At 66.6% G+C, this 24823-nt stretch carries 24 protein-coding genes; 3 read left to right on the top strand and 21 right to left on the bottom strand.

Annotation, left to right across the window (positions count from 1 at the left end; all coding sequences use genetic code 11):
* Positions 1-2 precede the first annotated feature (2 nt).
* From DR843_RS18665 to DR843_RS18630, 8 genes are read right to left on the bottom strand one after another with little or no spacing between them, the layout of a single operon-like run.
* Positions 3-1517, bottom strand: coding sequence for an ATP-binding protein (locus DR843_RS18665; protein WP_109689241.1), 1515 nt, complete (start codon positions 1515-1517; stop codon positions 3-5).
* 37 nt (positions 1518-1554) lie between these two features.
* On the bottom strand, positions 1555-3060 hold the full coding sequence (locus DR843_RS18660; RefSeq protein ID WP_109689239.1) for an SCO6880 family protein: 1506 nt from the start codon (positions 3058-3060) through the stop codon (positions 1555-1557).
* 19 nt (positions 3061-3079) lie between these two features.
* On the bottom strand, positions 3080-4657 hold the full coding sequence (locus DR843_RS18655; protein ID WP_109689237.1) for a hypothetical protein: 1578 nt from the start codon (positions 4655-4657) through the stop codon (positions 3080-3082).
* The gene (locus tag DR843_RS18650) at positions 4657-5481 is read right to left on the bottom strand and encodes a hypothetical protein (protein ID WP_109689235.1); all 825 of its coding nucleotides are present in this window, start codon (positions 5479-5481) and stop codon (positions 4657-4659) included. The genes DR843_RS18655 and DR843_RS18650 overlap by 1 nt, the downstream gene beginning before the upstream one ends.
* 1 nt (position 5482) lies before the next feature.
* Entirely contained in the window at positions 5483-5758 is a 276-nt protein-coding gene (locus DR843_RS18645) for a hypothetical protein (RefSeq protein WP_245934256.1), read from the bottom strand.
* A gap of 20 nt (positions 5759-5778) precedes the next feature.
* Entirely contained in the window at positions 5779-6630 is an 852-nt protein-coding gene (locus tag DR843_RS18640) for a hypothetical protein (RefSeq protein ID WP_109689231.1), read from the bottom strand.
* Positions 6627-6932: a hypothetical protein gene (locus DR843_RS18635; protein ID WP_109689229.1), complete on the bottom strand. Its 306-nt coding sequence runs from the start codon at positions 6930-6932 to the stop codon at positions 6627-6629. Before DR843_RS18635 ends, DR843_RS18640 begins: the two co-directional genes overlap by 4 nt.
* Positions 6929-7735, bottom strand: a complete 807-nt coding sequence (locus DR843_RS18630; RefSeq protein ID WP_109689228.1) for a hypothetical protein — start codon at positions 7733-7735, stop codon at positions 6929-6931. Before DR843_RS18630 ends, DR843_RS18635 begins: the two co-directional genes overlap by 4 nt.
* Before the next feature lie 203 nt (positions 7736-7938).
* On the opposite strand from DR843_RS18630, the gene DR843_RS18625 reads away from it, so the two are divergent.
* Together DR843_RS18625 and DR843_RS18620 are read left to right on the top strand one after the other, a co-directional pair.
* Entirely contained in the window at positions 7939-10185 is a 2247-nt protein-coding gene (locus DR843_RS18625; protein WP_109689226.1) for a site-specific DNA-methyltransferase, read from the top strand.
* A gap of 2 nt (positions 10186-10187) precedes the next feature.
* Positions 10188-12809, top strand: coding sequence for a DEAD/DEAH box helicase (locus DR843_RS18620; protein ID WP_109689224.1), 2622 nt, complete (start codon positions 10188-10190; stop codon positions 12807-12809).
* Positions 12810-12843: 34 nt separating this feature from the next.
* Here DR843_RS18620 and DR843_RS18615 read toward each other — a convergent pair whose 3' ends face one another.
* From DR843_RS18615 to DR843_RS20670, 11 genes are all read right to left on the bottom strand, one after another.
* Entirely contained in the window at positions 12844-13374 is a 531-nt protein-coding gene (locus tag DR843_RS18615) for a macro domain-containing protein (RefSeq protein ID WP_170119949.1), read from the bottom strand.
* Positions 13374-16589, bottom strand: coding sequence for a LysM peptidoglycan-binding domain-containing protein (locus DR843_RS18610; RefSeq protein WP_109689220.1), 3216 nt, complete (start codon positions 16587-16589; stop codon positions 13374-13376). The genes DR843_RS18615 and DR843_RS18610 overlap by 1 nt, the downstream gene beginning before the upstream one ends.
* Positions 16586-16999 (bottom strand): pilus assembly protein TadG-related protein, encoded by a 414-nt coding sequence (locus DR843_RS18605; RefSeq protein ID WP_245934255.1) that lies wholly within the window; start codon positions 16997-16999, stop codon positions 16586-16588. The genes DR843_RS18610 and DR843_RS18605 overlap by 4 nt, the downstream gene beginning before the upstream one ends.
* A 23-nt stretch (positions 17000-17022) precedes the next feature.
* The gene (locus DR843_RS18600) at positions 17023-17457 is read right to left on the bottom strand and encodes a TadE/TadG family type IV pilus assembly protein (protein WP_109689216.1); all 435 of its coding nucleotides are present in this window, start codon (positions 17455-17457) and stop codon (positions 17023-17025) included.
* Positions 17454-17873 carry a TadE family protein gene (locus DR843_RS18595; RefSeq protein WP_109689214.1) on the bottom strand — a complete coding sequence of 140 codons (420 nt, stop codon included), beginning with the start codon at positions 17871-17873 and terminating at the stop codon, positions 17454-17456. Before DR843_RS18595 ends, DR843_RS18600 begins: the two co-directional genes overlap by 4 nt.
* A gap of 19 nt (positions 17874-17892) precedes the next feature.
* Positions 17893-18102: a hypothetical protein gene (locus DR843_RS18590; RefSeq protein ID WP_109689212.1), complete on the bottom strand. Its 210-nt coding sequence runs from the start codon at positions 18100-18102 to the stop codon at positions 17893-17895.
* Between the two features lie 102 nt (positions 18103-18204).
* Positions 18205-19119, bottom strand: coding sequence for a type II secretion system F family protein (locus DR843_RS18585; protein ID WP_109689210.1), 915 nt, complete (start codon positions 19117-19119; stop codon positions 18205-18207).
* Positions 19116-19985 (bottom strand): type II secretion system F family protein, encoded by an 870-nt coding sequence (locus DR843_RS18580; RefSeq protein WP_109689208.1) that lies wholly within the window; start codon positions 19983-19985, stop codon positions 19116-19118. Before DR843_RS18580 ends, DR843_RS18585 begins: the two co-directional genes overlap by 4 nt.
* Entirely contained in the window at positions 19982-21124 is a 1143-nt protein-coding gene (locus DR843_RS18575) for a TadA family conjugal transfer-associated ATPase (RefSeq protein WP_245934254.1), read from the bottom strand. Before DR843_RS18575 ends, DR843_RS18580 begins: the two co-directional genes overlap by 4 nt.
* 146 nt (positions 21125-21270) lie before the next feature.
* Entirely contained in the window at positions 21271-21609 is a 339-nt protein-coding gene (locus tag DR843_RS19870) for a hypothetical protein (RefSeq protein ID WP_146202635.1), read from the bottom strand.
* Complete coding sequence (locus DR843_RS20670) at positions 21606-22091, bottom strand: P-loop NTPase family protein (protein ID WP_245934253.1); 486 nt, start codon at positions 22089-22091, stop codon at positions 21606-21608. The genes DR843_RS19870 and DR843_RS20670 overlap by 4 nt, the downstream gene beginning before the upstream one ends.
* Before the next feature lie 24 nt (positions 22092-22115).
* On the opposite strand from DR843_RS20670, the gene DR843_RS20665 reads away from it, so the two are divergent.
* Positions 22116-22352 (top strand): hypothetical protein, encoded by a 237-nt coding sequence (locus DR843_RS20665; protein ID WP_245934252.1) that lies wholly within the window; start codon positions 22116-22118, stop codon positions 22350-22352.
* A 328-nt stretch (positions 22353-22680) separates the two neighbouring features.
* Here DR843_RS20665 and DR843_RS20660 read toward each other — a convergent pair whose 3' ends face one another.
* Both DR843_RS20660 and DR843_RS20195 read right to left on the bottom strand, forming a co-directional pair.
* A complete protein-coding gene (locus tag DR843_RS20660) occupies positions 22681-22836 on the bottom strand; it encodes an SAF domain-containing protein (RefSeq protein WP_245934251.1) in 156 nt (51 codons plus the stop codon).
* A gap of 1217 nt (positions 22837-24053) precedes the next feature.
* Positions 24054-24395, bottom strand: coding sequence for a hypothetical protein (locus DR843_RS20195; protein ID WP_170119948.1), 342 nt, complete (start codon positions 24393-24395; stop codon positions 24054-24056).
* Positions 24396-24823: the final 428 nt, after the last annotated feature.

Raw genomic sequence — 24823 nt, 5'->3', positions numbered from 1 at the left:
GCTCAGGCAGCCGACTCGATTGCTTCGTTGGTGAAGGTGAGGTCACGCTCGAGCGGATGGAGCACGGTCTGCACCTTGTACATCTGCTCCCCCACCACCCACAGCCCGCGTCCTTTGCCTTGCATCCCCCAACCGGTGATGAGTGACCGTGCGATCGGGCCGAGGCCAAGCAGCCGCTCAAGCTCGTCGCCGATGGCGCTGTCTTGGCCCATCAGGATCTTGATGTCTGCCAGGTGCATCAGATCCTTGGCGATCGCCACGGCCTGCGATCCTTCGTCGCCGGCCGACATCGGGTCCGACGGCTTGTGCGCGTTCGCCCACTGGATGTCCCCGGCTGCGCGGGACAGTCGCAGGTCCGAGTCGTACGCCTTCACGGCCTCCGGGCCGAGCCGGAACTGCTTCCACACCTCGTCACGCACGACAATGCGCAGATCTCCCGGCTGGGCCATCTCTCGCATGCCTCGACCCCAGGACCCTAAGCAGGTCAGTGCGATGCCCATCGCGTCGTCTCCGAGTGCGTCTAGCCGGGAAAGGCTCAGGCTCTGGATCGGCGCGTTCCAGTCGACGTCGATGGTGGTGTGGGTGTCGAAGAGCCCGGCCAGCGCCCCGGAGACCAGTTGGCCGAGCGCATCGCGCAGGAGGCGCGTCTCGTCGAGGAAGTGCCGCGCGGAGTCGTAGCGGCACTCGGCGATCAGTTCCTCGGTCGGGTTGTCCAGCAGGTGCCACAGCTCGGGGATCGTGATCTCGCGCAGCTGCGACGCGCCGCTGCTGTACCCGGTCAGGCTGCGCAGCGCGTTCTTGACTACGACCTCATCAGTGGGCCCGAACGGGACGCGGTTCTCGCCGATGCGCTGCGATCCGACGAGTCCGCGGACGAGGGTGAGCCAGCGGCCGAAGATGATCGCACCGCGGCGCTGTGCCTCCGCCGGGTCGAGTTTGTCCCAGCCCTGGCCGAGCGGGCCGAAAGCCAGCGGGTTGATCCGGGCCGACAGGCCCGGGCCGATCGCGAATGGTTCGACCCCCAGTGCACGGCAGAGCTTTTCGTACTCGTCTTTCGGGTCTCCGAGGATGAGGGTTCGGTATCCGAAGTCCATCATCCGGAGGCAGAAGGCCTTGGTGTTTCCGGACTTGCCGCGGCCTGGTTTGCCGAACTGCATGATGTTGGGGTTCGTCACGGAGATCCCGTCGTTGAGGACCCAGCCGAGAGGGTCGACGAAGAATGACCCTCCACTCAGCTGGTCGATCCCCATCTGGGCTCCGGTGGGTGGCAGTCCGGGTGTCGCGACGAACGGCCAGAAGACTGGGGCCTGGTCCGAGGTCATCCGCCAGGACGTCACCGGGGCCTTTGCCGGTGCCCAACCGCGGCCGCGCCGCTTGGCGCCGCCGTTGGCGGCGTAGTGGAACAGTCGCGGATCCTTGGGGGTCGGCACGGGTGCCGGGACGCGCGGCAGCTCGTGACCGAAGTCGTGCAGCAGCCGCGCCATGTCGCGGCCGTCCTTGGCTCGTGGCTTCATCATCGGCGCTCCTCCTGGGTGCGGGTGTTCGTCTGGTGTGTCATGCGTCGCCCTGGCGGGAGAGGCTGACGCCCAGCGGCACGGCTGCTGCCGCGAATGCTGCGTCTTGGGACACGTCGAGCCGCAGGGGCGCGAAACCTGCTCGGCGGACGGAGGCGTCGAGTCGCCGGCCGTACTCGCTGATCCGAGCGGTCTTCGGTGCGGTGACGGTGCACACCGCGTACGGGCGCGTAAGCGCGTTCCCTCGAGCGAGCTTGGCGTCCAGGCCCCGCACCTTGGCCGCTTCGTCGCGCTGGCGGGCCCGGGCCTTGACCTTCGCCTTGGAGCGCAGCGCGTCACCGACGTCTGCGGCCCACTCCGAGTTGCCCTGCTGCCGATCGGCCTTCGACTGACGCACGATCGGGTAGCAGACCATGAAGGAGCGCCGTTCACCCGGCTCGCCTGGGGTCAGCACGGGTGCGAGTGCTCCCATCACAGCGCCCTTGATGGGCAGTTTGATCGTGGAGCTGACGGAGTTCCACGCATCGTGGCTGTAGTGCCGCATCGCGGTGTCTGCACCAGATGGACCCGCCATTGCCCACGGGACGTCGGCGTTCACGTCAGCGTCCCGATCCCGTGCGGCAAGGGCATCGACGATGCTCGCCCTGTCGCCAGGTGCAAAGCCGGTCCGACAGGCCAGGGCCAGCTCGGGCGACGTCAGCCAGGAGACGCTCGTCATCGCCATGCCGCCGCGCAGCTGTGCCTCGATCTCCGCCATGAGCCCGTAGAGGACCCTGCATCGCCCGTCGAGCCCGCCCCCGGTTTCCTTGGCCTCGTTCTTCAGCCGGGACTCGGCAACGACGAGCGTGCAGAACGCCTCGGTGCGGACTCCCGCCGCCGACAGTCCAGCCTGAAGTTCGTCATTGATCACCCGGGCCAGGTCGGGGCCGTTGCGCCGATGCCGCTTGACGTACAGGTCGCGCTCAGCGCCGTCGTCTGGGACGGTGCGCACGACGAAAATGACTTCTTCGACAAGCTCAGTCCGCATCGCCGTGTCGAGCAGTTCGCTGAGGCCGTTGCCCTGTTGAGACCGTTCAGCGGCCTCTTTGAGGCCGATTCCCGGGTGGACGACCGAGGCGGTGACCGCCCAGGTCTTGGTTGCGTGGTCCTGGATCACGGCGACGCGCGACAGTGAGTGCCCTTGCGGTGGCCCGTCGTGGATCTGGACGCCTTGAAGTACGCCCGGGAGGTCGACGTCGTCGAGGTCGTCGATCTCGCCCGTCGTCGCCTTGCTGCGGAACGTTGTCCAGCCCAGCAGCCCACCGGTGGCGGACTTACTCAGTGCCCCGAACCAACCGACAGCTGACCGGCCACGCACGGGTGTCACGGTGATGACGAACAGGACGCCCCACAGCAGGGTGAACAGGTCAACGGAGGCCCAGGCCCCCTTTGACATCGCCCAGCACGGTGGGAGCACGGCGACGGCGAGCACGCCCGCCTGCCATCCGGATAGGCCGAAGAACCAGCCGATCCGGTCGCGTGAGTAGTCGTTGTAGATCGTTGCCATCTCAGTTCACTTCCTTCGTTTAGACCGCGACCACGGCGGCTTCGCTGGCTCCGCCAGCTGCGCCACCCGATCCGCCGGCGCCGCCTGTGCCACCGCCGCCCTTGGGGCCGCCTTCGCTTTTGCCGCCGCCCTGTTGGCCGCCTTGTGGCGAGGTGCTCGGCGGGCCGCCCTGCGTAGGGGCCGGCATATCGGGGCCTTGCGTGGCCTGGTTCGGGTTGGTTGGCCCGTTCGTCGGGTCGCTGGGCTGGCCCTGACCGGTTGTTGGGTCGGTCGGCGAGGTCGTGCTGGAGGGATCGTTCGGACCCATCGGGTTGTCGTCGTCTCCGTCACCAGCGTCCTTACCGCCGTGGCGATCAGGGTTGTCATTGCTGTTGTTGTTCTTCTGCTGCTTGCCCGAGCTGAAGTCCGGGTAGTAGTTGCTGTGGCCGACGCCCATTTGGTTGGTCAGGTCGGCGCCGATCGCGGCTCCGCGGGTACCGATCGTGTGCATCGCGCCAAGGGCCGTGGCGGCGACACCACCCAGCGCTCCCCCGGCCGCCTGGAGCATGCCGCCCTCGGCCTTGTTGAATCGGCCTGAGGTGGCGTCCTCACTAGATGCCTCGCCCTGGGAGGTGCCGTTCCCGTCCGAGCTGGACGCTGCGGAGGAGCCTTCGTCGCCGGCGCCTTTGCCTCCGCCGAACAGGCCCTGGATCCCGCCTTGCGCTTCGAGTCCGGCTCGGAGGGCTGCGCCAGAGGTTGTCCCCGGGTCTACGAATGCCAGGAGCTTGAACAACGCCATGGGGCAGAACGTTGAGATGAGGATGAGGATGACACCGGGGACGGCGGTGCCGATCGCCTTCTGCATTGAGTCGGTCATGCCGTTGGCGACGCCGGTGGTCAGCTGAACACCGACGCCCAGGACGAGAACCATGATCACCGGGCTGAAGGCTGCTGCGATGAACCAGCGCAGCGACTTCCAGAACCAGGCTTTGCCGGCGTTTGCGACGAGGCCTGCCGCGGAGACCGGGGTGGTGGTCGCGAGGACGAGCAGTGCGCCGGCCCGGGTGAGCATCACCATGAGGTGACCGATGGAGGCCAACCACAGCAGGCAGCCCAATCCGCCGAGGACGGTCGCAACGGTTCCGTCATTGATGTCTTTGGTGCTGAAGTTCTGGAACGGCTGCCACGCTGACCAGGTGTTGACCTTGAGGAGGCCTTCCATTAGGGCTCGGGTGAGGCCTCCGGCCGCGGCGAGCACTATGACGGCGCCGCCGATCCAGCAGCACCAGACGAGGATGAACTGTCCGGTGCCCATGAGTGCGGTGGCGATGCTCTTGCCGTCGCGTCGGATCGCGGCGGTGCCCAGCTGAAGCATCAGCATGAGTACGACCAGTGACCCGGCGATCCAGAAGGTGTACTGGTAGACGACCGAGCCGGGTCCGTTCTCGCTCAGGTCGGGGGTGAGGAAGGCGTCCATGATGTTGAGGACCAGGCGCAGCATCCAGAGGCCGGCGTTCCATAGGCCGAGCATCGCCATGGTCCAGCCGTCGACGACGACCTTCCCGGCTTCGCCGGCGAGCCAGCTGAACGGGTTGGGTATTCCGGGGATGCCGAACATCAGTCGTCACCACCGGTCGGCCAGGTCTTCCAGCCGGCTTTGTTGCTGATGTCGCTGCCGGGCCAGGTGGATGGTGCCGGTGCCGGGGTGGCGCCCGGCGCGATCATCCAGCGGCCGCTGTGCCACTGCATGCGTTCGCAGTAGCCGTACCCCATCTGGGCGTCTTGTGTGATGGTCGCGTGCACCTTCACCAGTACGCAGGCCAGAACCCAGTCGGGGCCGTCGGTGCCTTTCACCTGGGCGCCGACGGGGGTGACCACCACTGTGCTGGTCGGGTCCAGAGTGCCTCCCATTTGGGCGCTGCCGAGGAAGGCCTGCACGTTCTGGGTCAGTGGCCACTGTGCGATGCCGGGGGCGCCGGGCAGGGTCCAGTTGGCGTGGATCGTGTTTGCCTGCTGAATGCTCATGCTTTGCAGCACGACCTGCTCGATGGCGGCTAGCTGTCCGATCGCACCCTCGGGAGTGTGCGGGAAGCCCGAAGGGATACCTGCTGGCCCTTGCGTCGTGCTGCCGGGGATGTTGATGTTCGCTGCGGCCACAGCGGCCGGCGGCGCCGGCTGTGCTGCGCCCGGATCGACTTTCAGCATCGGTTCGGCGGCGACGGCGTCTCGGTGAGCTTGACCAGAGGCCGGCCCGTGAGCCGCCTGTGGTCCCGGGGTCGCTCCGGTGGCGTCGGACCCGCCCGACGTGGCGCTGGCGAACGCGAAATAGATCGCGAACCCCAGACCGAAGACCAGGGCGACCCCGGCTGCGATCACCGCGCCGAGGACGAGCAGGAGGCGGCGACGGTCCCAGCCAACGGTTCCATCGAGCTGCGCACTCATGTCACACGCAACCCTTGCCGACGATGCCGTTCAGGATCCCCGGCAGCACCAGGTACGCGATCGCCGCTCCGAACACCACGCAGATGCCGATGATCGACATTTTGCTGGCGTGCGGCATCGAGAACACTCGGCCCGCGACAATTCCGCCGACTCCCACGAGCATGCCCAGGCCCATCAGGGCGATCACGCCCCACATCACGTATCCGGTGATGTCGTTCATCGGCGCAGTGGCGCCGGGCGGCGCCTTCGGGCAAACCTTCGCGGCGAGGGTGGCCACGTGCGCGCTCGTCTGACTCATCATTGCGGTGTTCCTTTCGAGGTGTCGTCCAGCAGGTGCTGGACGAGTTGGTGTGCTGCGGTCAGCAGCGGCTTGGGTAGTGGTGCTCCGGTGAGCCCGTCGACGGCCAGGCCCGGGTCCTCGGGGATCGCGAACAGCAGTCCGTCGCGTTCGAGATCCCGGGTGGCCCTACCGGCGGTGTGCTCGACGCTCTTCGGCCATTTCTTTCGGCGTGGCCCGAGTACGGCCGCGCACGCGCGGTTGCCGTCGAGGAGGTCGAGTGCGCCTTCGAGGCGACGCATCCCGGGCACTGTGGCGGTGCTGGTCAGCACAAGGTGGCGTGCGGTGCGGACTGCGTCTCCGATCCAGCCGGGTGTGGTCAGGACTTGCCCGAGTTCCCATCCGATGTCCAGCACGGTCAGGCTGACCGGTCGGTCTGGGGTCGAGGGGTGAGGGATCTCTTCGGCGGTGGTCAGGATGTCGGTGACTCGCTCAAGGAGGACCTGGTCGCGGGCGCCTCGTGACCATGAGGTCGCGTAGCTGCCCAGCTCGGCGGTGCTGGCTGCTGCGAGCCCCGAGGAAGTGACTGAGGCGCACTCGACGACGCGGGCCGGGACTCCTGCCGTGGTCGCGATCGCGACGGCCAATGTGGTGGCCCCGGTTGATCCGCCGCAGCTGAGCACGGGCACGAACAGTTCACCCGGGCCGGCCTGCCATTCTCCCGGTGCCGAGGCTGCGGCCCTGGGCTGCGTCGCCGGCACCGTGTGTCGGGCGGTGTTAGCCCGGAAGTCTCCGGCCTGGACGGCCGCCCACGCTCGCTTCAACTCGTCGACGGAGATCGCGGGGCGGTCGGTCAAGATCTGCTGTGTCATGCAATCTCACCGCCCAGCGCTGCCCGGCGAAACTCGAGCGCTGCGCGGAGCTCGGACGCGGACAGTGTCTTGAGTGCGGCCTTCGCCTGCTGCACTTCGTGGAGCCTGGCCATGCACCCGTCGAGCTGGCGGATCGCCTCTTCTTCGCGGCCAGCGACGTCGAACAGTTGGGCGATGTCGGCTGTGCTGCGCTCCCTTTCGGTGAGCGGGGGGGCGGTTGCTCGGTCGGTCTTGGATGTCTCGGTCACTGTGATCACCTCGACCGACCTAAGGTGCGCGTGGCGTCGCTGGCGGTCACTCATGCCGAAGCCTTCGGGTGCGTGCAGGCCTCCGCCAGTGCGTCAATGCTCTGCCGGGTCCGTCGCCGGAGCGTGCTTGCGGACATCCCCAACTGGCTCGCGACCTGCTCGGTCGTCTCGTTCGCCATGAGGCCACCGCGGGAGCGTCCAACGCGTGTCGTCGTTGCCCGGTCGGCGGCCTCGACCAGGCACACCAGAAGCGATCGGTCCGTCTCCGTGATCACGTCGTGTTCACACGCCCACTCAAGGAGTTGGAACAGTTCTTCGGCGGCGGCATCGCCTCCAGGCTCGGTGGCCGCCTGGCCGTCCCAAAAGGGCCCGTAGGGGACGAGGGGCACGGTGCGTGACCACGTGGGGTCGGATCGCACGAGCTGCGACTGCGCGCCGCACTCACGCAGCGTCCCTGCTCGAGTGTTCAACAGGATGTTCGATGAGACCTTGGTGAGTCGGCGCCACGGAAAGGTTCTGACTTCGAGCCACAGCTGCCCCGCGACGATCTGATCGATCTCCGGGCTGAGTGTGCGCAACCGGTTGGCCAGAGTGCAGGCGCCGGGCATCAGCGCCCACGCGAGGGTGGCGGCGGCCGCCACATCGTTGTCGCCGTCGGGGGCAGCTAGTTGGGCCAATGCGAGCAACACCTCGTCGGCGTCGGCGGTGACGGCTTTCTTCAGCCATGACCGCAGCCCCGCGGTGTCGGCGGCGACGTCCAGGACCGGGTAGCGGGCGCACCAGGCTGGCCATGCCTGGTCGGCCTGTGCCAGTAGTTCGCTGTGCTCGGTGAGGCCGAGGCAGTCTGCAACGCTCATCGCCGGAGCTCCTGTCTGTCGAATCGGACAGACAGAAACTCGCGAGCGGGCGTATCCGGTTACGTCCCTCCAGACCCCTCACGGGCGGGGGTACGAGGAGGGACGTTTGCTTTGTCAGGCCGTTGACCTGCGCAAACGCCGCGTACCTCCTTTGCTCAAAGTTTTTCGCCGACTGACCTTGCGCTGACGTGATCCGTGGCTCAATGAATGACACGACCCCGTCCCCTGTTCAGGCCAACGGCTCGCCCGCGCGACAGTTCGGTGGTGCTCATCCGGCAGGATGGGGCGGTCACCCGGAGAAGGAGAAGACGAGAGTGAGCAACGAGTTGCGGTCACTTCTCGCGCGCGTCGAGAGCAGCGATCCCGACACGGCGAAGGAGTTGCGCCGGCACATCGACGCGTTGCAGAGCAGGCGCGAGTTCGGCCTCAACTTCGAGCGACACACGCCCGAGAGCGTGGCCTTGACTGGTCGAGCGATCTCCGTCGGTGACAAGGTGCGGTTCATCCCCGTGCGCGGCCAGACCGAAGTCGAGTCGGAGGCCACCTGGAGAGTGGTCGAGCTGGCCGGCCCGCAGACTAAGCGCGTCGCGCAGCTCGTCGACCCCAAGACCAACGAGATCACAAGCCGACCTGTCGATGACCTGGTCTACATCGCCGAGTTCAAGGATCCGGTCTTCCCGGGGCTGGTGCGCTCCGACGAGCCAGTCCTGCGTGGCGGTGACAAGCCCTTCCACGCCGTCATCAACGCCGAGAACTACCACGCGCTCGAGGCGATGCTCTTCACGTACCAGGGCACGGTGGATTGCATCTACATCGACCCGCCGTACAACACCGGCGCCAAGGACTGGAAGTACAACAACGACTACGTCGACGGCGAGGACTCCTACCGCCACAGCAAGTGGCTCGCGTTCATGGAGCGACGCCTGAAACTCGCTCGTCAGCTGCTGAATCCTCGCGACTCGGTGCTGATCGTGACCATCGACGAGAAGGAGTACCTCCGCCTTGGGTTGCTACTGGAGCAGGTATTCCCGGAGGCCGACATCCAGATGGTCTCCTGCGTGATCAACCGGGCCGGTTCACCACGCACCGGCAGGTTCTCCCGCGTCGACGAATACATCTACTACGTGTTCCTCGGCGGTTCCCAAGTCGAGCCGTGGACGTCAACAATGCTCTCGGACGGGTCGGAACTTGGGAAAATGACGATGCCAACCGTCTGGTTCACGGCTGTGCGTCGTGGGTCCGGTGCCTCCCGGGCCGAGTCGAAGAGCCTCTTCTATCCGGTGATCATTCATCGAGAGACGGGGCGGTTCATCCGGGTTGGTGACCCTGTCGCCAAGGACGTGGACCGCGCCTCGGTACCGCTAGAGCCAGGCGAGCTGGCGATCTGGCCCCTTGGAGCCAAAGGCCAGGAGAACCGCTGGCGCTTCTCCGCTGAACTCATGCGCAACTACTTCGAGGCGGGCACGGCCCGCCTCGGGAAGCGCGATGCCGCGACAGGCTTGCGACCCGTCACCTATCTGCAACCTGGCACCTTGGCGAACATCGCGAACGGAACGTTCAAGGTCGCAGGCCACACCTCCGAAGGAGCATTGACGCTCGAGCTGGTCGGCGCCAAGACGGTCGCACCCCGAACGGTCTGGAGCCAGACAAGCCACTTCGCTCGGGACCATGGCTCTCACCTACTGGCCGCGCTTGTGCCCGACCGGCGGTTCCCGTTCCCCAAGTCCCTCTATGCCGTGGAGGACGCATTGCGCTTCGTCGTGGCCAGCAAGCCGAACGCACTCGTCCTCGACTTCTTCTCCGGATCCGGCACAACCGCCCACGCCATCATGCGACTCAACAAGCAAGACGGTGGCCAGCGCCGAGCGGTCTGCGTGACGAACAACGAGGTTTCTGCCGATGAGCAGAGGGCCCTAGTCGCTCGTGGTCTCCGCCCTGGCGATTCGCAATGGGAAGCACTAGGGATCTGTGACCTCATCACCAAGCCGCGCATCCGGGCAGCCATCACTGGGCTGACCCCAGGCGGCGACCCCATCGTCGGTGACTACAAATTCACCGACGAGTTTCCGATGTCCGACGGGTTTGATGAGAACGTCGAGTTCTTCACCCTGACGTACGAGAACCCCGCTCTGGTCGAGCTCGACCTAGCCTTCGAGCGTGTCGCACCGCTGCTGTGGATGCGCGCTGGCTCGCAGGGCCGCCGGATCGACGAACGATCCGACACCTTCGACCTCGCCGACGCCTACGCGGTGCTCTTCAATGTTGACGCCGCGGCCGACTTCGTCGCGGCCATCGAGAAATCCCCCGCCAGTGTCCGCATCGTCTACATCGTCACCGATGACGAAACCCAATACCAGGCGGTCGCCAGCCAGCTGCCCGAAGGAGTCGAGACAGTTCGACTCTACGAGTCGTACCTGCGCACGTTCCAGATCAACACCGGGAGGGCCTGACCGTGCGGCTGCCGTTGAAGGACTACCAGACCGACGCGGTGCGGGAGATCCTCACGACGCTCGGGTACGCCCGCGAGGACTGGCACGGCCGGCAGCGCCGGACCGCGTTCGCGCTGTCGTCGACCACGGGCTCTGGCAAGACGGTCATCGCCGCCACGGTGATCGAGGCGCTGCTGCACGGCAGCGACGAGTTCGACGTTGAGCCCGACCCGACAGCGGTCGTGCTGTGGGTGTCGAAAGACCCGGCGCTCAACGAGCAGACGAAGAGCCGGTTCATCGAGTGCGCCGACCGGATCCCGGCCGGCGACCTGGTGCTGCTGGACAAGAGCTATGCCGACTCGTCGCTACAGACCGGCACGGTGTACTTCATCAATCCGGACAAGCTCAACAAGAAGGCAGACTTCGTCAAGCACACCGATACCCGCCACCACACGTTCTGGGAGATCCTCGACGCCACCATCAAGGATGAGGACAAGACCCTCTACATGGTCCTCGACGAGGCGCACGAGGGCATGAAAGCACAGTCCAGCGGTGACCAGACGCTGGTGCAGAAGATCATCAACGGCAACGGCTCCAACGTGGCGGTGCCGATCGTGTGGGGCATCTCGGCCACGGTGAAGCGGTTCGACCAGGCCATGGCGAAGGCCAGTGCGTTCACCAAGACCCAGAACATCGTCATCGACCCGCGCGCGGTCCAGGAGTCGGGCCTGTTGAAGAACGCGCTCACGCTTGACATCCCCGACGAGGCTGGCGACTTCTCGACCACGATGGTCCGGGACGCGACCTTGGACTTCGTCTCGGTTTGCCAGCGCTGGGACGACTACTGCGAGCAGCAGGGCCTCGAGCCCGTAGTGCCGCTCCTGGTAGCCCAGATCCCCAACAAGGAGGTCGGCGAGAAGGACACCGAGAAGGCACTCAAGGCCGAGGACGACACGATCCACCTGGTGCTGGAGACCATCCGCAAGCACTGGCCCGAGATGCCGTACGACGGGGTTGCGCACGTGCTCGGAGACCGGGCCACCATTGAGGTCGGCTCGTACGTGATCCCGAAGGTCGCCCCGCAGGACATCCAGCACGACCACGGCATCAGGGTGCTGCTGGCGAAGGACGCGGTCTCCACCGGGTGGGACTGCCCGCGTGCCGAGGTGCTGGTCTCGTTGCGGCCCGCGGTCGACGCCACCTACGTCACGCAGCTGCTGGGTCGGATGGTGCGCACACCGCTGGCGCAGACCACCGGTGACGAGCGGCTTAACGCAGCCTCGTGCTACCTGCCACGCTTCGACAAGGACACGGCTAAGCAGGTCGCCGAGGAGATCATGGGCCTGCGCGAGCCCGCGTCAGGGGAGCGCGGTGCCGCCGTCGCGAAGGTGATGCTCAAGCCGGTCATGCTCTCCCGCAACACCGAGGTCCCCGACGAGGTGTTCGACGTGGTCGAGTCGCTGCCGTCGTTCGCGAAACCGGCGGCCGCGCCGAAGCCGGTGAAGCGGCTACTCAAGGCTGCGCAGGCGTTCAGCCAGGATGCCCTCGAGCCAGATGCCAACAAGGTAGCGCACGAGACGCTGTTCGCAGTCCTCGACGGGGTCGTCCACGACAACGCCGACGCCGTGGCGTCCGCCGCGAAGCAGATCCTCACCGCACAGATCCGGCAGATCCTCGTCCAGCGCGGCGAGGACCAGGTGACCGACCGCACGACCTCACGTGCCGCGGACGCGGCGACCGTGGACGACGCGCTGCGCCACCTGCGCCGGCTGCTCTCGACCTCGGTCGTCAACGGGTACCTGCACCGGAACATGCAGTCCGCGATCACCGCGGCCGAGGACCGTGGCGAGGACCTGTTCACCGTCGACATCACGGGCGTCCGGGCCGAAGTCGCCGCACTGGGGTTCCTGGATGTCGACGTCCAGCAGCCGGTCGAGGACGCCGCTGACGCACTCACCCGGCTGTGGCTGACCACCAACAGCACCAAGATCGCGGCACTACCAGACAATCGAAAGCCTATCTACCAGGCGATCCAGGACATGGCCCGCGCCGCGGAGCCGGTGGCTATCAAGATCCAGACGGAGCAGCTGGTCGACTCGGTCGACACCGACGGCAAGAAGCTGCCCACTCAGAGGAAGCACCTGCTGGCGACATCCGAGGGTGACTACCCAGTTGAGCAGGCGATGGCCCGAAACCGGTGGGAGCAGGCTGTCGTCGAGCACGAGCAAAGCCTCGGAACCCTCGCTGGCTGGTACCGGAACCCGTCCGCTGCCACCACGAGTTCCCTACGGATCGCGCACAAGTCGTCCAATGGCTCCTGGAGTTCTGTGCAGCCGGACTTCGTGTTCGTGCATCGAACAGGGGATGCCTACCTGCCATCCATCGTCGACCCACACGGTGCGCACTTGGGAGACAGCTCGCCCAAGCTGAAGGCCCTGGCCCAGTACGCCGATCAGCACGGTGACCAGTTCGAACGCATCATGGCTGTCGGCGTCGAGAAGGACGACACTCTGTATGGCTTGAACCTCAAGGACGCAGCCGTCCGGCGCGCCGTCTACGAATCACCGGCCGACACCGACTCCGTCAAGAAGCTCTACGCACATCACGGAACGAAGTACACGCATACTTCGGCGCTTTCGTCGTAGCGCTTGGAGGTCCCGCACCGTCGGTCGGGCCGGATCAGGCTGCCTTGTCGTGCTCAACGAGCAGCACCTCCAGGGGCCACCCGCTGGTGTACCGACGTAGGGCGTTCTCGATGCACTCTCGTGATGACGTTGGGTTCATGCCGCCCGAGCCTGATCCGATGAGCGGCATCGCGACCGTTCGCATCTTCTGGGCCACGGCCGCTCGCACAACCGAGTGCACTGACGCCGAGACGGTGGCTTCAGTGGCTCGCCACGCGAGGTTGAGTCCGGCGACGTGGATGAGCTTCGTGTGCGCGCTCAGCCGCCCGGCATCAGTTACCACGCACCCGCCGACGGGAAGCACTCCTGCCCGGGAAAGCTCTTTCCACGGGTCTGGCCCTGTCTGCGACTTCAGCGCGCGGCTGACGCCGCTGGGGTAGAGCAGCCACCGTGGCATGTAGTTCCGGTTCCACGGGTTCACCAGCCCGTCGACGTCTTGCAGCTGCGTGAGGTCGCCGGTCACCGACGTGATCGTGATCGTGGCCTCCGCCTGGGCGGAGGCCGGGTCGAATCGTTCCAGTGGCATCAGCTGGCGGCCCGGTCGGGGTCGAGCCATTCGTGGTTGCGGATGATCTTCTCGGTTCGTGCGGACAGCTCCGCGGGCGCACCCTGGTCGTCGGAGCGGTTGCAGACCTCGTCTTGCAGGATCCGCTTCGCTTCGGCTCGGTGCCCTTCCGCTTCGAACACCGCGACGAGGTCGAGCTTGGCGATCTCCGAGTCAGGCGCGACGGCGGTGGCGATCTCGGCGGCTGCTCTCGCGCGGACTAGATCGTTCGAACCTAGACATGCGGTGGTCACCATGTGTGCGACGTCGACGATGGCTGCGTTCATGTGGTGATCGAGGCGATCGCCTTCGGCGAGCCATTCCCAGCCGCCGGGGCGCAGCTGATCGAACGGGCGCCCGTCGACCAGCTGTAGTGCACGCAGCAGGTCGGTGATGCCGTCGGCACCGCGTGCCTCTCCGCGTGCTCGCAGTCGTCGGAACAGATCGGCGTCGACCAGGATGTCCTCGACCACGTAGACGCCGACGCCCCGCGCCTTGGCGGCTTCGGACTCGCGCGCGTTGGGCAGGTGCTTGTTGCCGGTGCGTGGGTTCGTGCCGAGCCAGTCCCGCACCATCTTGATGTCGTTGCGTGCGCGTCCGTCGCTGAGGTTGAACGCGTCGGCGAGCTGTGCCGGTGTTGCGCCGTGAGGACGGATGGCGAGGTAGGCGAGCAGCTCGGTGGCGTAGGGCTTGCGTTTGGCGACTGCGGCGGCGCTGCCTTTGGCTCGGGCGCGGACCGGGCCGAGAAGGGTGAGGCGCGGCAGCGGGCAGTCGTCGCTGAGCCAGGCGGTTACGTCGTCGTCGAGGGTCGGGTCGGCAGACTCGACGCTGACCCGGACCTCAGCTGGGACTTGTGGCGCCAGTGCCTCCAGGTCCTCCTCGGTGGTCGCAGCGGCGGTCACGTATTCGTCGTCGTCGCCAGCCAGGACGCTCTGGGTGGTCTCGTCGTCCCGGTCGGCGCGTGGCTTGGTGTGCTTCTCCCGCAGCGCGCCGGCTTCGTTGGTGAAGGCTCGCCAACCTTCTGTCGCGTCCTCGTCGACGGGGATCTCGATGTCGTCCAGGATGTCGCTGTGCGCGAGCAGCGTTGCGCAGCCTTTCGCTTCGTCGCCAGTCAAACCGACGGCGACCAGGTCCAGTCCTGCGCGCGGCATGGTCAGTCGCCCGCTGGAGCTGAGGTTGAGCACGGTCCCGCCGGTCGAGTGCTGGTCACCTGAGACGACGATTGCTGTCCCTGTCTTCCCTGGGTGTTGTTCGACTAGCCCGATCAGTTGGTCGACGGCGTGATCGTCTGCCGTCGCGTCGACCAGGAGGAGTCTTGCGGGCCAAACGTCCTCGTCCGCGGCCGTTCCGCGGCCGGTGGCGACGTCGACGTGCTGTGCGTCGGCGCGGTCGATCATCGCGACGGCGTCGGCCACGGCCTCGGCGGCCGCGTCACTGGAGTCGTCGCGGTAACGGATCCGCTCAGGGTTGAGGGGAGCGACTTCGTCGGCGATGCCGATGCAGTCGACGGTGGTCCCGGCCGACCACGGGTTGAGGGCCAGCTCCGCAACGATGTATCGCGCGAAGTCGCGCGTGTAGGTGGGGTCGCCGGTCAGGTTGATCGACGCGAGTTCCTCCATGTTGAGCAACCACACGTGGTCGCTAGTGTCGTCTGCACCGATCGTGACCAGGAGTGGGTAGGGCGCCGGTTGGTTCTCGTCGACGTCGCCAACCGCAGGTCCGACCTGTGTGGCCCAGTGCAGCTGGTCGGCGGTGCCGTCCCACGGGTCGGGCAGTGCGCAGGGCGCGCTCAGGTGCAGCACGATCTGCGTCCCGCCGAGTTCGACGGCGGCCAGCGCGGGCATCGTCAGGTTCGAGTTGGTGATGTTCGCGGCCAGCTGGCGCAGCAAGGTGTCCATTTGTTCGACGGTGGGTGCCGACGTCGAACCAATGGCGGTGATGGTCTTCTCGACGGGCACGATCGCCGTCTCCGGGACGGCGATCGTCCTCCCGGGGCGGCGGGCCCGGAACTGGGCCTGACGCCGGCGGCGGAGTGCAAGCAGTGCCGACCCGGCAAGCACCGCGCCGGCCCCGGTCAGTCCGGTCAGCATCCATGGTGCCGTGCTCGAGTGCTGCTGTTCCGCCTCCGCCGTGCTTTCGACGTTGGGGCGCACAGCCGTCTTGCTGGGGACCGGGGCGCTCGGTGCGGTGGAGGGTTCAGGTGCTGGGGTGTGCTGCGTCGGTTTGACCGGTGCCGGAACGGTGCTGGGTGTCGCCGCCGATGGGGTGGGCTTGGCGGTCGGGGGTTTCGCCGCGGCGTGGTTGACCGGCTTGGCTGCGGGGATCACGAGCGTCCAGCCCGCATTGATCCGGTTCGGATTGGTCAGGTGCAGCCCGCCGGGCTGGGTGATGTTTTTCGACGCGTCGGCGATCTCTGAGAACCGATTCGGGTTCCCCAGTTCCTTCTGTGCGATGCCGGACAGGGTTTGTCCGGCCTGGACGGTCACGGTGTGTTCGGCGGGCGCCGGGGAGGTCGTGCTGGAGATCGGTGCGGGTGGCGCGGGCACGTTCAGTACCCAGCCCGTCTTGAGGAAGCCTGGCCTTCCGCCGAGCAGGTCGTGGTTCAGCGCCGCGATCTCGGTGTACCTCTCCCCTGCTCCCAGGTGGTCGCGCGCGATCGACCAGAGGGTCTCCCCTGGTTGCACGGTGTGTTTGGTTGTGGGGGCTGAGGCGCGCGCGGGGCTGGCCTTGCTGCTTGGTGCTGGGGCGGCCAACGTACTAGTCCCCGGCTGGGCGGTGGCACTGACGGTGCTGACTTGCGCAGTCGGCAGTGTCGCGGCGGAGGCTGTCTGGGCGACGATCGGGGAGGCCGCGAACAGCAGGATGGCGGTGCCGACCAAGCCCTTCGCTGCCGACTGCGGCATGCGCATACCGGGCAGGCGAGGGGCCCGGACCCCTCGGACGCGCGCACTGATCTCGAGCACGATCGACAGGGTGAGGAACGCCCATGCTGCCCAGGCGATCACCTTGATCGCCGACAACGCCAGGGTTCCGTCGTCGGGGTTGGTGAGCGCTGTCCGGATCCCATCGATGCTCGGCATCGAGAGGTGGGTCGGGTTGGCGCCGACGGCAAGGAGAACCAGAGGCAGCCCAACGACAATGCCCAGGATCAACAGGCTGGCGAACAGGCCAGCAAGTCGGGCTCGGATGCCTCTCATCGGGGTGCTCCGTTCTGTGCGCGGATGAGCCGCGCACTGCTGTGTCCGGTGACGTGCAAGCTTCCGATCCCGATGATCGACAAGAACTTCGTCTGGTAGTTCGCGGATGTCGTAACGACCAGGGTGTCGTTCCCTTGGATGGTCGCCGTGCCGCTCACTCCCGCTGTCGATAGGTAGGAGCGCGCGGCCGAGGCTGCGGCCGCGGTGTCGATCTGGGCGCCTTGGCCGTTCACCGCGGGACCACCGAGGACCTGCTCCCCACCCGATCGGGCCGCTTGTGCGGCGACGTCTCGGGCGCGCTGCTGTGCGGCGACTTGACCGCCGAGGTCGACTGCGAGGCCGACGAGCACGATCATCACGAAGGCTGCGGAGGCCATGAAGATGCTCACGGATCCGCGGTCGCGGCCCATCTGGTGGAGGTTGCGTTGTCTCATTACCGCTCCCGATAGGTGTCGAGCGGGCTGGTCATGGTTTCCGTGATCGTCATCGAGCCGGGGACGCCAGGTATTGACACGTCGGACAGGTCGATGGTGCAGCGAACGGTCGCTCGGATCGTGGCAGGTGTTCCGACAGGAGCGGCGAATCCGGAGGCGTCCACGCTCACGTCCTGTGAGATGCAGTGCACGCCTTGGGAGCTCAGGCTTGCCGCGGCCCCACCGGCGCCGTCGCTTTGAGCTTGCCCTTGTGTGCGCGCGATCGAGGCGGTTCTGGCGGCTTCAGCCGCGGCGGACTGCACTGCTTGGTGCGCCATAGCGACGCGCCCACCGAAGATCACCAGCAGGACGAACAGCATGAAAGCTGGCACGCCGATGGCGGCCTCGATGGCCGCCGATCCCTCCTCGGAGTCCTGACGGACGGGGCACCTCATCGCGTCAGTCTTTCCACTGGCACAGTGGCGCTCTGGCGCACCGTGATGGTCCAGCCGGGGATCACGCTCATCGACGTGCCGCTGACTGTGATCGTGGCTGTGGTGCCCGATCGGCTGCCGGTGACGTGTGCGCCGTCCAGCACACCGCTTCCGCCCGCGTCGGCGATGAAGGACGATGCGTCGCTGATTCCCGCCCCGACGCTGCTGTTCTGTGCGCCTGCCTTGCGGGCACCTTCTTGCGCTGCGGCGATCGCGACCGATCGGGCGTGGTACCACAGTGCTCCTTGCATGCCCAGGAACATGACCGCGAACAGAGCAGGCAGGAGCATCACCATCTGAATGGAACTCGAGCCACGCTCACGCTGCGCCCCGGCTCGACGGGCGAGCCGGGCGCGCAGCGCGTGTGTCCTGGTCATGGTGTGTGATTCGCTCGGTCTACTTGATGTTCTTCGCTTTGTTGGTCACGTAGGTCGTGATGGCTGCCACGACGATCCCGACGAAGGCGATCACGGCGATTGCCCACAGGACCTGTTCGATCGTGACTGAGCCCTCCTCGCGGTTCTTGCGCAGTGTGGCGTGTGCGTCGTCGACGTTGTCCTGGATGCGGACACCGAGGGTGTGGAGGGTGGCGATGAGGTGGTTCATGGTCCTTGCCTTCCTATGGCTTGGTGGCTCCTGTGGTGGAGCCGGGTTCTGACGGTTTGGCTTAGAGGTAGTGCCTGCTGGTCCTACGTTGCGACAGTGCGATCAGCTGCCACCCCCGATCACCCGTAGCAGCGCGGGTGCGATCAGCAGGGCCATGAAGATGACCCCTAGCAGGCTCATAGGGATGCTCATTCGTTCGCCGATCTCGTTGGCCTTGGCCAGCTCGGAGTTGAGCATCGCGCCTCGCATCGAGGCGGATCGGGCGCGCAGTTGCGCGTAGATTTGGGTGCCTTCCTCTCCCGATAGCCTCATGATGTCGGCGAGGTCCTCCAGCTCGGCGAGGCCGAGTTCGTGGCCGAGCGCTCGGATGGCTTCCCATGGCGCTTCGCCTGACCAGCGCGAGCGGGTCAGTTCCTCGCTCAGCCGGCGGAACACCCAGCTGTCGCCGACTTCGGCTGCGACTTCCATGGCTTGGCGCGGACCCGACCCTGAGTTGCGCTCCAAGGCGACCAAGTCGATGTAGGCCCCCAGCGCCCGGTTGAACTCGTCTCGGGCCTTCTTGGCGTCGTCGCGTGCGTTGTAGTCGGGGAGGAAGAACATCAGTACGGCTAAGCCGACAGTTGCGACGACTGGGATGACGAACGGCAGGTTCAGTCCGATGACCGTGAAGAACACCGTCAGCAGCGGCGGCGTAATCAGGCCGACGACCGCGAAGAGAACCTTCTCGCCGTAGAACCTCGTCGGCGAGATTCGCAGCAGGGCCAGTTCCTTACGCGGGACCCTCGCCCAGGCTCCGGCTGGGAACGTCTTCAGCGCCCATTGTCCAAGCCTTTCGCGCGAGTCTGCCGCCGGACTGGCCACTTCGGTCGCACGGGTGCGACGCACATGTTCGGGAGACAGCCGCTCGAGCGCGTCCCCGAGGTCTGGCTGTGCGGGTACGAGCCGCCAGATCAGCAGCGACAGCCCTAGGCCGACCAGCCCGCCGCCTGCCAAGGCCATCTGAAGTCCGGTGATCATGCGTTGCCTCCTTCGGCCGCCAGGCCGATGAACCTCGGCAGCGGCTTGCCCCGGGTCATCGTCCGCATCCAGACCAGCGTGGCCACATAGGCGCCGAGCAGCAGCGCGAGGATGACCTGTCCGATCGGTGACCCGTACGGGGCCACGTACCGGCCGGTGAGCGCGAGGAAGACCAGGACTCCGACGGTGATCAGCGTGACCCAGCGTGCCGTTGCGCGCGGCTTGGCTCGGTCGGCCTCAATCTGTCGGCGGGCCCGGACGTCGGCGGCCACCGACTCGGCCAGTGACTCCAGCACGTTGGCAAGACCACGACCTCGGCGCCGGGCGCCGAGGATCAGGTTTGCCGCGACCAGGTCGCCGGTGGCGTCGTCCAGGTCGTCCGCGAACGCGCGCAGTGCGTCCTCGGTGCTCCATCGGGCGCCCAGTCGGGCGACCAGGCGAGTCACTTCGGGTCGGATGGCGTCGGGCGTTGATCGCAGGGTCGCGATGAGTGCCTGCTCCAGGCCGACGCCGACGGTGAGAACCCCGGACAGGGAGCGGGTCCACTCCTCCATCCCTTCCAGCCGCTCGATCTTGGAGGCGGCTGGTGGCGCGGTCAGCAGCATGGGCAGTCCGACGATCAGTGCCGGGACGGCCAGTACCGCGATGAACCATCCGGTGACGATTGCGACGATGAGACCCGCACCAGCCCCGACGAGCAGCAGCACTCGAGTCCGAGGGGAGGTCTGACCCAGGCGCGCTATCAGGGGGGTGCGCGTCCGGGCTGGTGCGGGTGGCTTCTGTGGTGCCGGTCGCAGACCGAACACCACGCCAAGGATGCCGGCAACGACGAGTGCGCCGGCCAGGCCAGGAATCAGGGGCGTCATGCCGCCGGCCCTCCGTGCGAGCGGCGCTCCGCTTCGAAAGGACGGGTGTCGAAGCCCTGTGCTTCCAGTGCGGTTCGGATGTGCTCCGGCATCACACTGGCGACCGCGGGTCCGCCCTGAACCGGTCGGAACACCTGTTGGGTCGCGTAGCCGGTGGCTTGCTCTCCGGGCTCGACGGACACGATCTCGGAGATCCACCGCTTGCGGCGCCCGCCCGTCTCGGTGACCGGTGTCGTCTCGAGGTTCACCTGAACGATCAAGTCGATGTGCCCGGCGACTGCACTGGTGGCGTATCCCTCGGAGATGTGGTTGCCGGCCTCCATGGCGCAGGTGATGAGCTTGCGGATCGCCGCCTTGGCGTTGGCTGCGTGCGTCGTGCTGATCGACCCGGAGGTCGACTGCATCGCTTTGATCATGGACAGGATCTCGCGGCCACGGACCTCACCGACAATCGTGCGGCTGAGGATGAACCGGAAGCTGTCGATGAGGAGGTCGTCGAGGGTGATCTCGCCGGCCTGGCGACCGTTCATCCCAACCTCGCCCGAGCCCGGCCGGGATTCCCACGCGATGACTCGCTTGTGCTTGTGCGACAGCTCATTGAGGAAGAGTTCGTACTCGGTCTCGAACGTGCCGATCTTCTCCCACGGATCGATCGCCGCGCAGAGCCCACGCACCAACGTCGTCTTTCCGGCACCCTGGGCACCGGCGACCACAATGTTGAGTCGCGCCCTCACGGCCGCTTCGAGGAAGTCGGCGATCAGCGGGGTCAGCATGCCCGTGTCGGCCAACTGTTCCAGGTTGGTGTCACGGAGCCGGTGGCGGCGGATGACGATCGACGGGCGCGGAGTGACCCACGCGGTGGCCGCGAGCCGCGCGCCGCCCTCCAGTCGCATGTGCAACCGCGGCTGTGCTTCGGAGAAGGGCCGCCCGCTACCGGACTTGCTGCCCAGGAAGCTGATGAACTCCAGGAGCTCGTCGTCGTCCTCGGCGACGTTCGGCCCTTGCTGGATGGTGCCGTCACTGTGCTCGAGGAGCACGTTGTCGTTGCCGTAGACCTCGATGTTCTCAACCGTTTCGTCGTCGACGAGCGGCTGGAATCTCCCGAGGCCGAAGACTGCATTGAAGATGGCCTCAGCCATGTCTTCCTGCTGGCTCAGCGACCAGGACTCACGCCCGGCAGATACCGCCTCGGCGGCCTCACTCTCGAGCAGTTCGACGATGATCGCCCGACCGAGTTCCTGTTGTGCCTGCTGATCGAGCGACCGGTCTTCACCAATTGCGGCACTCAGCTGGTCGGAGGCCTGGCTGCGGAACGCCGCAACGAGGCCCCAGTCGATTCCTTCATGCGCAGTAGCGCCAGTCTTGCGGTGGCCGGAGGCAGCGCTCGGAGAGCTGCCTCCGCTAACCCACCCGCGACCTCGTCGTCCGGTACGTCGCGGCCGACGGCGTGGATATGTCCCGGCCGGCGGGGTGCGTTCTCCCCGAGTGAGAAGTTGGACCGGACTCGCCCTTGGCGCGGCGGCCGGGGCTGGTCGGCATCTTCCGCGAACAGTGGCAGGGAGGTGGGGTCTGACCGGTCGTCATCCTCGTCCGGGTCGTTGAGGAAGGGGTTGGGCTGGCTCATGCTGTGCTCCCCACGCTCTTGGTGGCCGCTAGATCGACTCGGTTGCTTTCGATGGCCGCTCGGGCGGCCGCGCCTGTCGCGCGCAGCGCTCGGACGAGCGCGCCGTTGTCGAATCTGCGGGGTCGGTTGGCGCCGACCGAGAAGACGGCTGCTGCCGGCGGGTCCCAGGGCAGCGTTGCCGTGACTGGCAGCTCGAGGACCTTGCGCACTTCGCGGGCGCTGTACGGCTGGCCCTCGCCCACGAGCAGGGTGCCCAGTCGCGGCAGGGAGCCTATTTGCTCGAACTCCTCACGCAGTGTTTGCGCCCAGGACCGGGCACCTGACAGTGCGGGCAGGTTTGTCCGCATCGTCAGCAAAGTCAGGTCCGCGTTCAACATCAGCGGTGTGGGAGCTCCGTCAAGGCCGAGGCGACCGGCATCAACGATCACGTCCTGGCCGTTGCGCTCCAGCGCCCGCAGGGCACCTGCCAATGGCCCCCACATGCCTGCCACGCTTCGAGCTTGGGCATGGCTGCGAACCCCGGGCAGAAGAAGAGCGGTGGAGTCTGGAATCGGGATCATCGCTTCCGGAAGCGTCTCGACGAGGACACCGTCACGGTGCGCCAACGCGAGATCGATGAGACCACCCACATGGGCCACGTCACCGTGGAAGTAGCCAGCAAGCAGACCACTTCCTCCGGTCGGGTCGGCTTCCACGAGCACTACCGGCCGCGGCCAGGTCAGCGCGAGCCCAAGCGCCGCTGATGTCACGCCCGGGGACCCGGATGCCGAGGTGAGAAGGATGACCGACATCGCTCAGCGCTCCCGCGAGTCCAAGACCAGCGCAGCCTTGCCCGTGGCGGCCATCGCGGCGACGTCTGGGGCCTGTCCCTCAGGAACGAGCACGTCGACAACTGCTGGCCGCCGGATCCTCCGGCTGCGACGTCCACCACGGTCGCGGGGATCTCGGTCGGGGTCGAGCCGCTGGTGTACTGCCCCTGCTGGCCGGGGGTGAGCACGATCCGGACGGCGTCGCCGTTCTTCAGCCCATTCGCTGGATACGCGCCCGGAGCGAGGCTGATGCCGACGACGCTCATACCCTTGCCGGCACCACGCTCGAGGTCACATCTTCGCTGGTCACCAGTCCCCCAGCGGTCAGATCCATGGCCGCGCGCTTGCCCACGACATCGTTCAGCTCCGATGCCGGCAGAGGCTTCAGCGCGGGATCGACACCGACCCGAACGGTCATGAGGTCGTCCCGGGTGATGACCTCACCGCGGTGCACGGTCGAGCGGACGGCGAGGACCTCTGGGCTGAGTTCATCGACGTGAAGGCCAGCACGGCGAGCAGCGCGCCCAGGCAGACCGCCGCAACGGAGGCCGCGACAGCAGTGGTCGACGGCGCATCTTCGGCGGTGGCGTCACGCTGTCGCTGGTCTCGATGCCCTGCTCGCCTCGGCTGGCTTCTTTCCTCGACCGAGACGGCGAACGCTTCGCTGCTCGTCTGTTGGTGCGATTGCCATGCTGTCTCCCTTGATTCAGTCGGTACGTCGTCGGGTGCTGCTCACTGGGTGAGCACTTGCGCCTCGCCGATCTGGACCGTGGCCCTGCGATTGAGGTCCATCGTGATCGTTCCGGCCTGGCCAATTCCGGACCAGTTGATGACCCAGTGCGACGTCGCGGTGACGGCGTAAGTCCTTGGCGGGTGTAGGTGTGCCCACAGGTCGGTGACTTTTGCTTCCCGTACGACATGACGTACGGCGTGCCCTGCTGGCAGGTCACGGTCTGTCCGTCGCCCATGTCCCAGACCACATCGGACACCGTCGCCGTGGCCGTCACCGTGTACCCCTGCGCTGAGGCGCTCTTAGTGATTGGTCCCCACGTGTTGGGTGCGGCTGCTTGACCCACATCCAGTTCGGCATCCCACCAGTCCGACAGAACCGGCAGTAGGTTCAGGAGCCAGCCCATGGCCACCGCTTGAAGGTTCATTGCCCTGATTGCTTGCTGCGCGAGCACGCGGGGGTCAGGTGGCGGCGCCACGGCCGGCGCAGTCGCAGCCCAATACTTGAGCGTCATGGTCGCCAAAGACCGCCCAAACCTCCACCCAAGGCAGTCGTAGATGGCGCCGTCGGTGTGACCTTCCAAACCGGGTCCGACTTCGGCGGCTGAGGGTTGCTCTTGCCGATCGGCCAGCACTGCACACCGTTCACGGTGATTGGTCCCACTCCCGCCGGCGGGCCACTGATCGGTTGCTTCGGAGGGTCACCCTTCGCCGGCGGTCCCGTGGGCGGCGTCGGCGGACGCGTGCCGGGCGGACCGGTGGGCGGAGTCACCCAGATGACGCAGCGTCCTCGCACGTCATAGGACTGGCACTTCGGCGGCGCGGCGTTTGCTGCGGGTGCCGACATCACAGCACTCAGCAACGCTGCGGCGAGCACCGCGGCGATCGTGCCTCCGCGGAGCCGGGTCAACATGTCTTCCCCGTGGGCTGTGTGTACGCGACCCGCCAACCTGTGGCCTTCGGGTACTGATAGTTCGCCACCGCGACCGTCTCGACGGCGCGAGGCTTCCGGTCGGGAGGCACGATGGACTTGCCTTGGTAATCCACGATGTTCACCTTGCTGACGTCGAAGCACACGCTGTACGTGACGATCGGAATGCTTGGCGGGGTCTCTTTCGGCTTGTTGGTCAGATCGATCTTGGTCTGCTTGACCGAGATCACCTGGGTGGATCCGATTTGCTTTGTGTAGGCCGTCTTTGCAGACGTCAACGTGTTCCGGAGACTGTCCAACTCGGTGCCGATGGCCACGCCGTCGAAGCACGTCATCGGTGCGCTCTGTGGGTCGAAGAGACAGCGGTCGCTCACCGAGAAGTACTGATCGACCATCGCCCGAGCCCGAGTCGCTGGCGAGTTCGGATCACTCGTAGTGCTTGTCGGAGCTGAAGGGTGCGTGGCCGAGCCCGTTGAGGGCGAAGCCGAGCTCGTGGTGCTGGATGAGGGCTTGCCGCTCCCTCCGTCACCACAGGCGGAGGCCAGTAGCGCGCTGCCCAGCACGGGGCTGCGCCGCCACGCGCGTCGACTTCGTCATATCGATCTCCTTGTTGTCTCGTGTGCCAGAAGGCCCGCTTGGCGGTCCCTGGCGGTCAGGTGAGTCCAAGTCGATGCACACACACTAGTGCATCTGACTCGTGCATGGGTGCCGCCGTCCACAGGGACGTGTTGTCGACGTGCCACGG

This window comes from Branchiibius hedensis, assembly GCF_900108585.1.
GTDB lineage: Bacteria > Actinomycetota > Actinomycetes > Actinomycetales > Dermatophilaceae > Branchiibius > Branchiibius hedensis.
Note: the sequence above shows the minus strand (reverse complement) of the source record. Positions and strands in the feature narration are given on the sequence as shown.

Excerpts from the sequence above, each read along its gene's own strand:
- DR843_RS18655 (WP_109689237.1), bottom strand. The coding sequence starts at position 4,657 with ATGTTCGGCATCCCCGGAATACCCAACCCGTTCAGCTGGCTCGCCGGC.
- DR843_RS18665 (WP_109689241.1), bottom strand. The coding sequence starts at position 1,517 with ATGATGAAGCCACGAGCCAAGGACGGCCGCGACATGGCGCGGCTGCTG.
- DR843_RS18595 (WP_109689214.1), bottom strand. The coding sequence starts at position 17,873 with ATGACCAGGACACACGCGCTGCGCGCCCGGCTCGCCCGTCGAGCCGGG.
- DR843_RS18660 (WP_109689239.1), bottom strand. The coding sequence starts at position 3,060 with ATGGCAACGATCTACAACGACTACTCACGCGACCGGATCGGCTGGTTC.
- DR843_RS18635 (WP_109689229.1), bottom strand. The coding sequence starts at position 6,932 with ATGAGTGACCGCCAGCGACGCCACGCGCACCTTAGGTCGGTCGAGGTG.
- DR843_RS18625 (WP_109689226.1), top strand. The coding sequence starts at position 7,939 with ATGAATGACACGACCCCGTCCCCTGTTCAGGCCAACGGCTCGCCCGCG.
- DR843_RS18575 (WP_245934254.1), bottom strand. The coding sequence starts at position 21,124 with ATGGCTGAGGCCATCTTCAATGCAGTCTTCGGCCTCGGGAGATTCCAG.
- DR843_RS18615 (WP_170119949.1), bottom strand. The coding sequence starts at position 13,374 with ATGCCACTGGAACGATTCGACCCGGCCTCCGCCCAGGCGGAGGCCACG.
- DR843_RS18610 (WP_109689220.1), bottom strand. The coding sequence starts at position 16,589 with ATGAGAGGCATCCGAGCCCGACTTGCTGGCCTGTTCGCCAGCCTGTTG.
- DR843_RS18600 (WP_109689216.1), bottom strand. The coding sequence starts at position 17,457 with ATGAGGTGCCCCGTCCGTCAGGACTCCGAGGAGGGATCGGCGGCCATC.
- DR843_RS18640 (WP_109689231.1), bottom strand. The coding sequence starts at position 6,630 with ATGACACAGCAGATCTTGACCGACCGCCCCGCGATCTCCGTCGACGAG.
- DR843_RS18605 (WP_245934255.1), bottom strand. The coding sequence starts at position 16,999 with ATGGGCCGCGACCGCGGATCCGTGAGCATCTTCATGGCCTCCGCAGCC.
- DR843_RS18630 (WP_109689228.1), bottom strand. The coding sequence starts at position 7,735 with ATGAGCGTTGCAGACTGCCTCGGCCTCACCGAGCACAGCGAACTACTG.
- DR843_RS18585 (WP_109689210.1), bottom strand. The coding sequence starts at position 19,119 with ATGATCACCGGACTTCAGATGGCCTTGGCAGGCGGCGGGCTGGTCGGC.
- DR843_RS18650 (WP_109689235.1), bottom strand. The coding sequence starts at position 5,481 with ATGAGTGCGCAGCTCGATGGAACCGTTGGCTGGGACCGTCGCCGCCTC.
- DR843_RS18580 (WP_109689208.1), bottom strand. The coding sequence starts at position 19,985 with ATGACGCCCCTGATTCCTGGCCTGGCCGGCGCACTCGTCGTTGCCGGC.
- DR843_RS20670 (WP_245934253.1), bottom strand. The coding sequence starts at position 22,091 with ATGTGGGGGCCATTGGCAGGTGCCCTGCGGGCGCTGGAGCGCAACGGC.
- DR843_RS20665 (WP_245934252.1), top strand. The coding sequence starts at position 22,116 with ATGGCTGCGAACCCCGGGCAGAAGAAGAGCGGTGGAGTCTGGAATCGG.
- DR843_RS18590 (WP_109689212.1), bottom strand. The coding sequence starts at position 18,102 with ATGAACCACCTCATCGCCACCCTCCACACCCTCGGTGTCCGCATCCAG.
- DR843_RS20660 (WP_245934251.1), bottom strand. The coding sequence starts at position 22,836 with ATGACCGTTCGGGTCGGTGTCGATCCCGCGCTGAAGCCTCTGCCGGCA.
- DR843_RS19870 (WP_146202635.1), bottom strand. The coding sequence starts at position 21,609 with ATGAGCCAGCCCAACCCCTTCCTCAACGACCCGGACGAGGATGACGAC.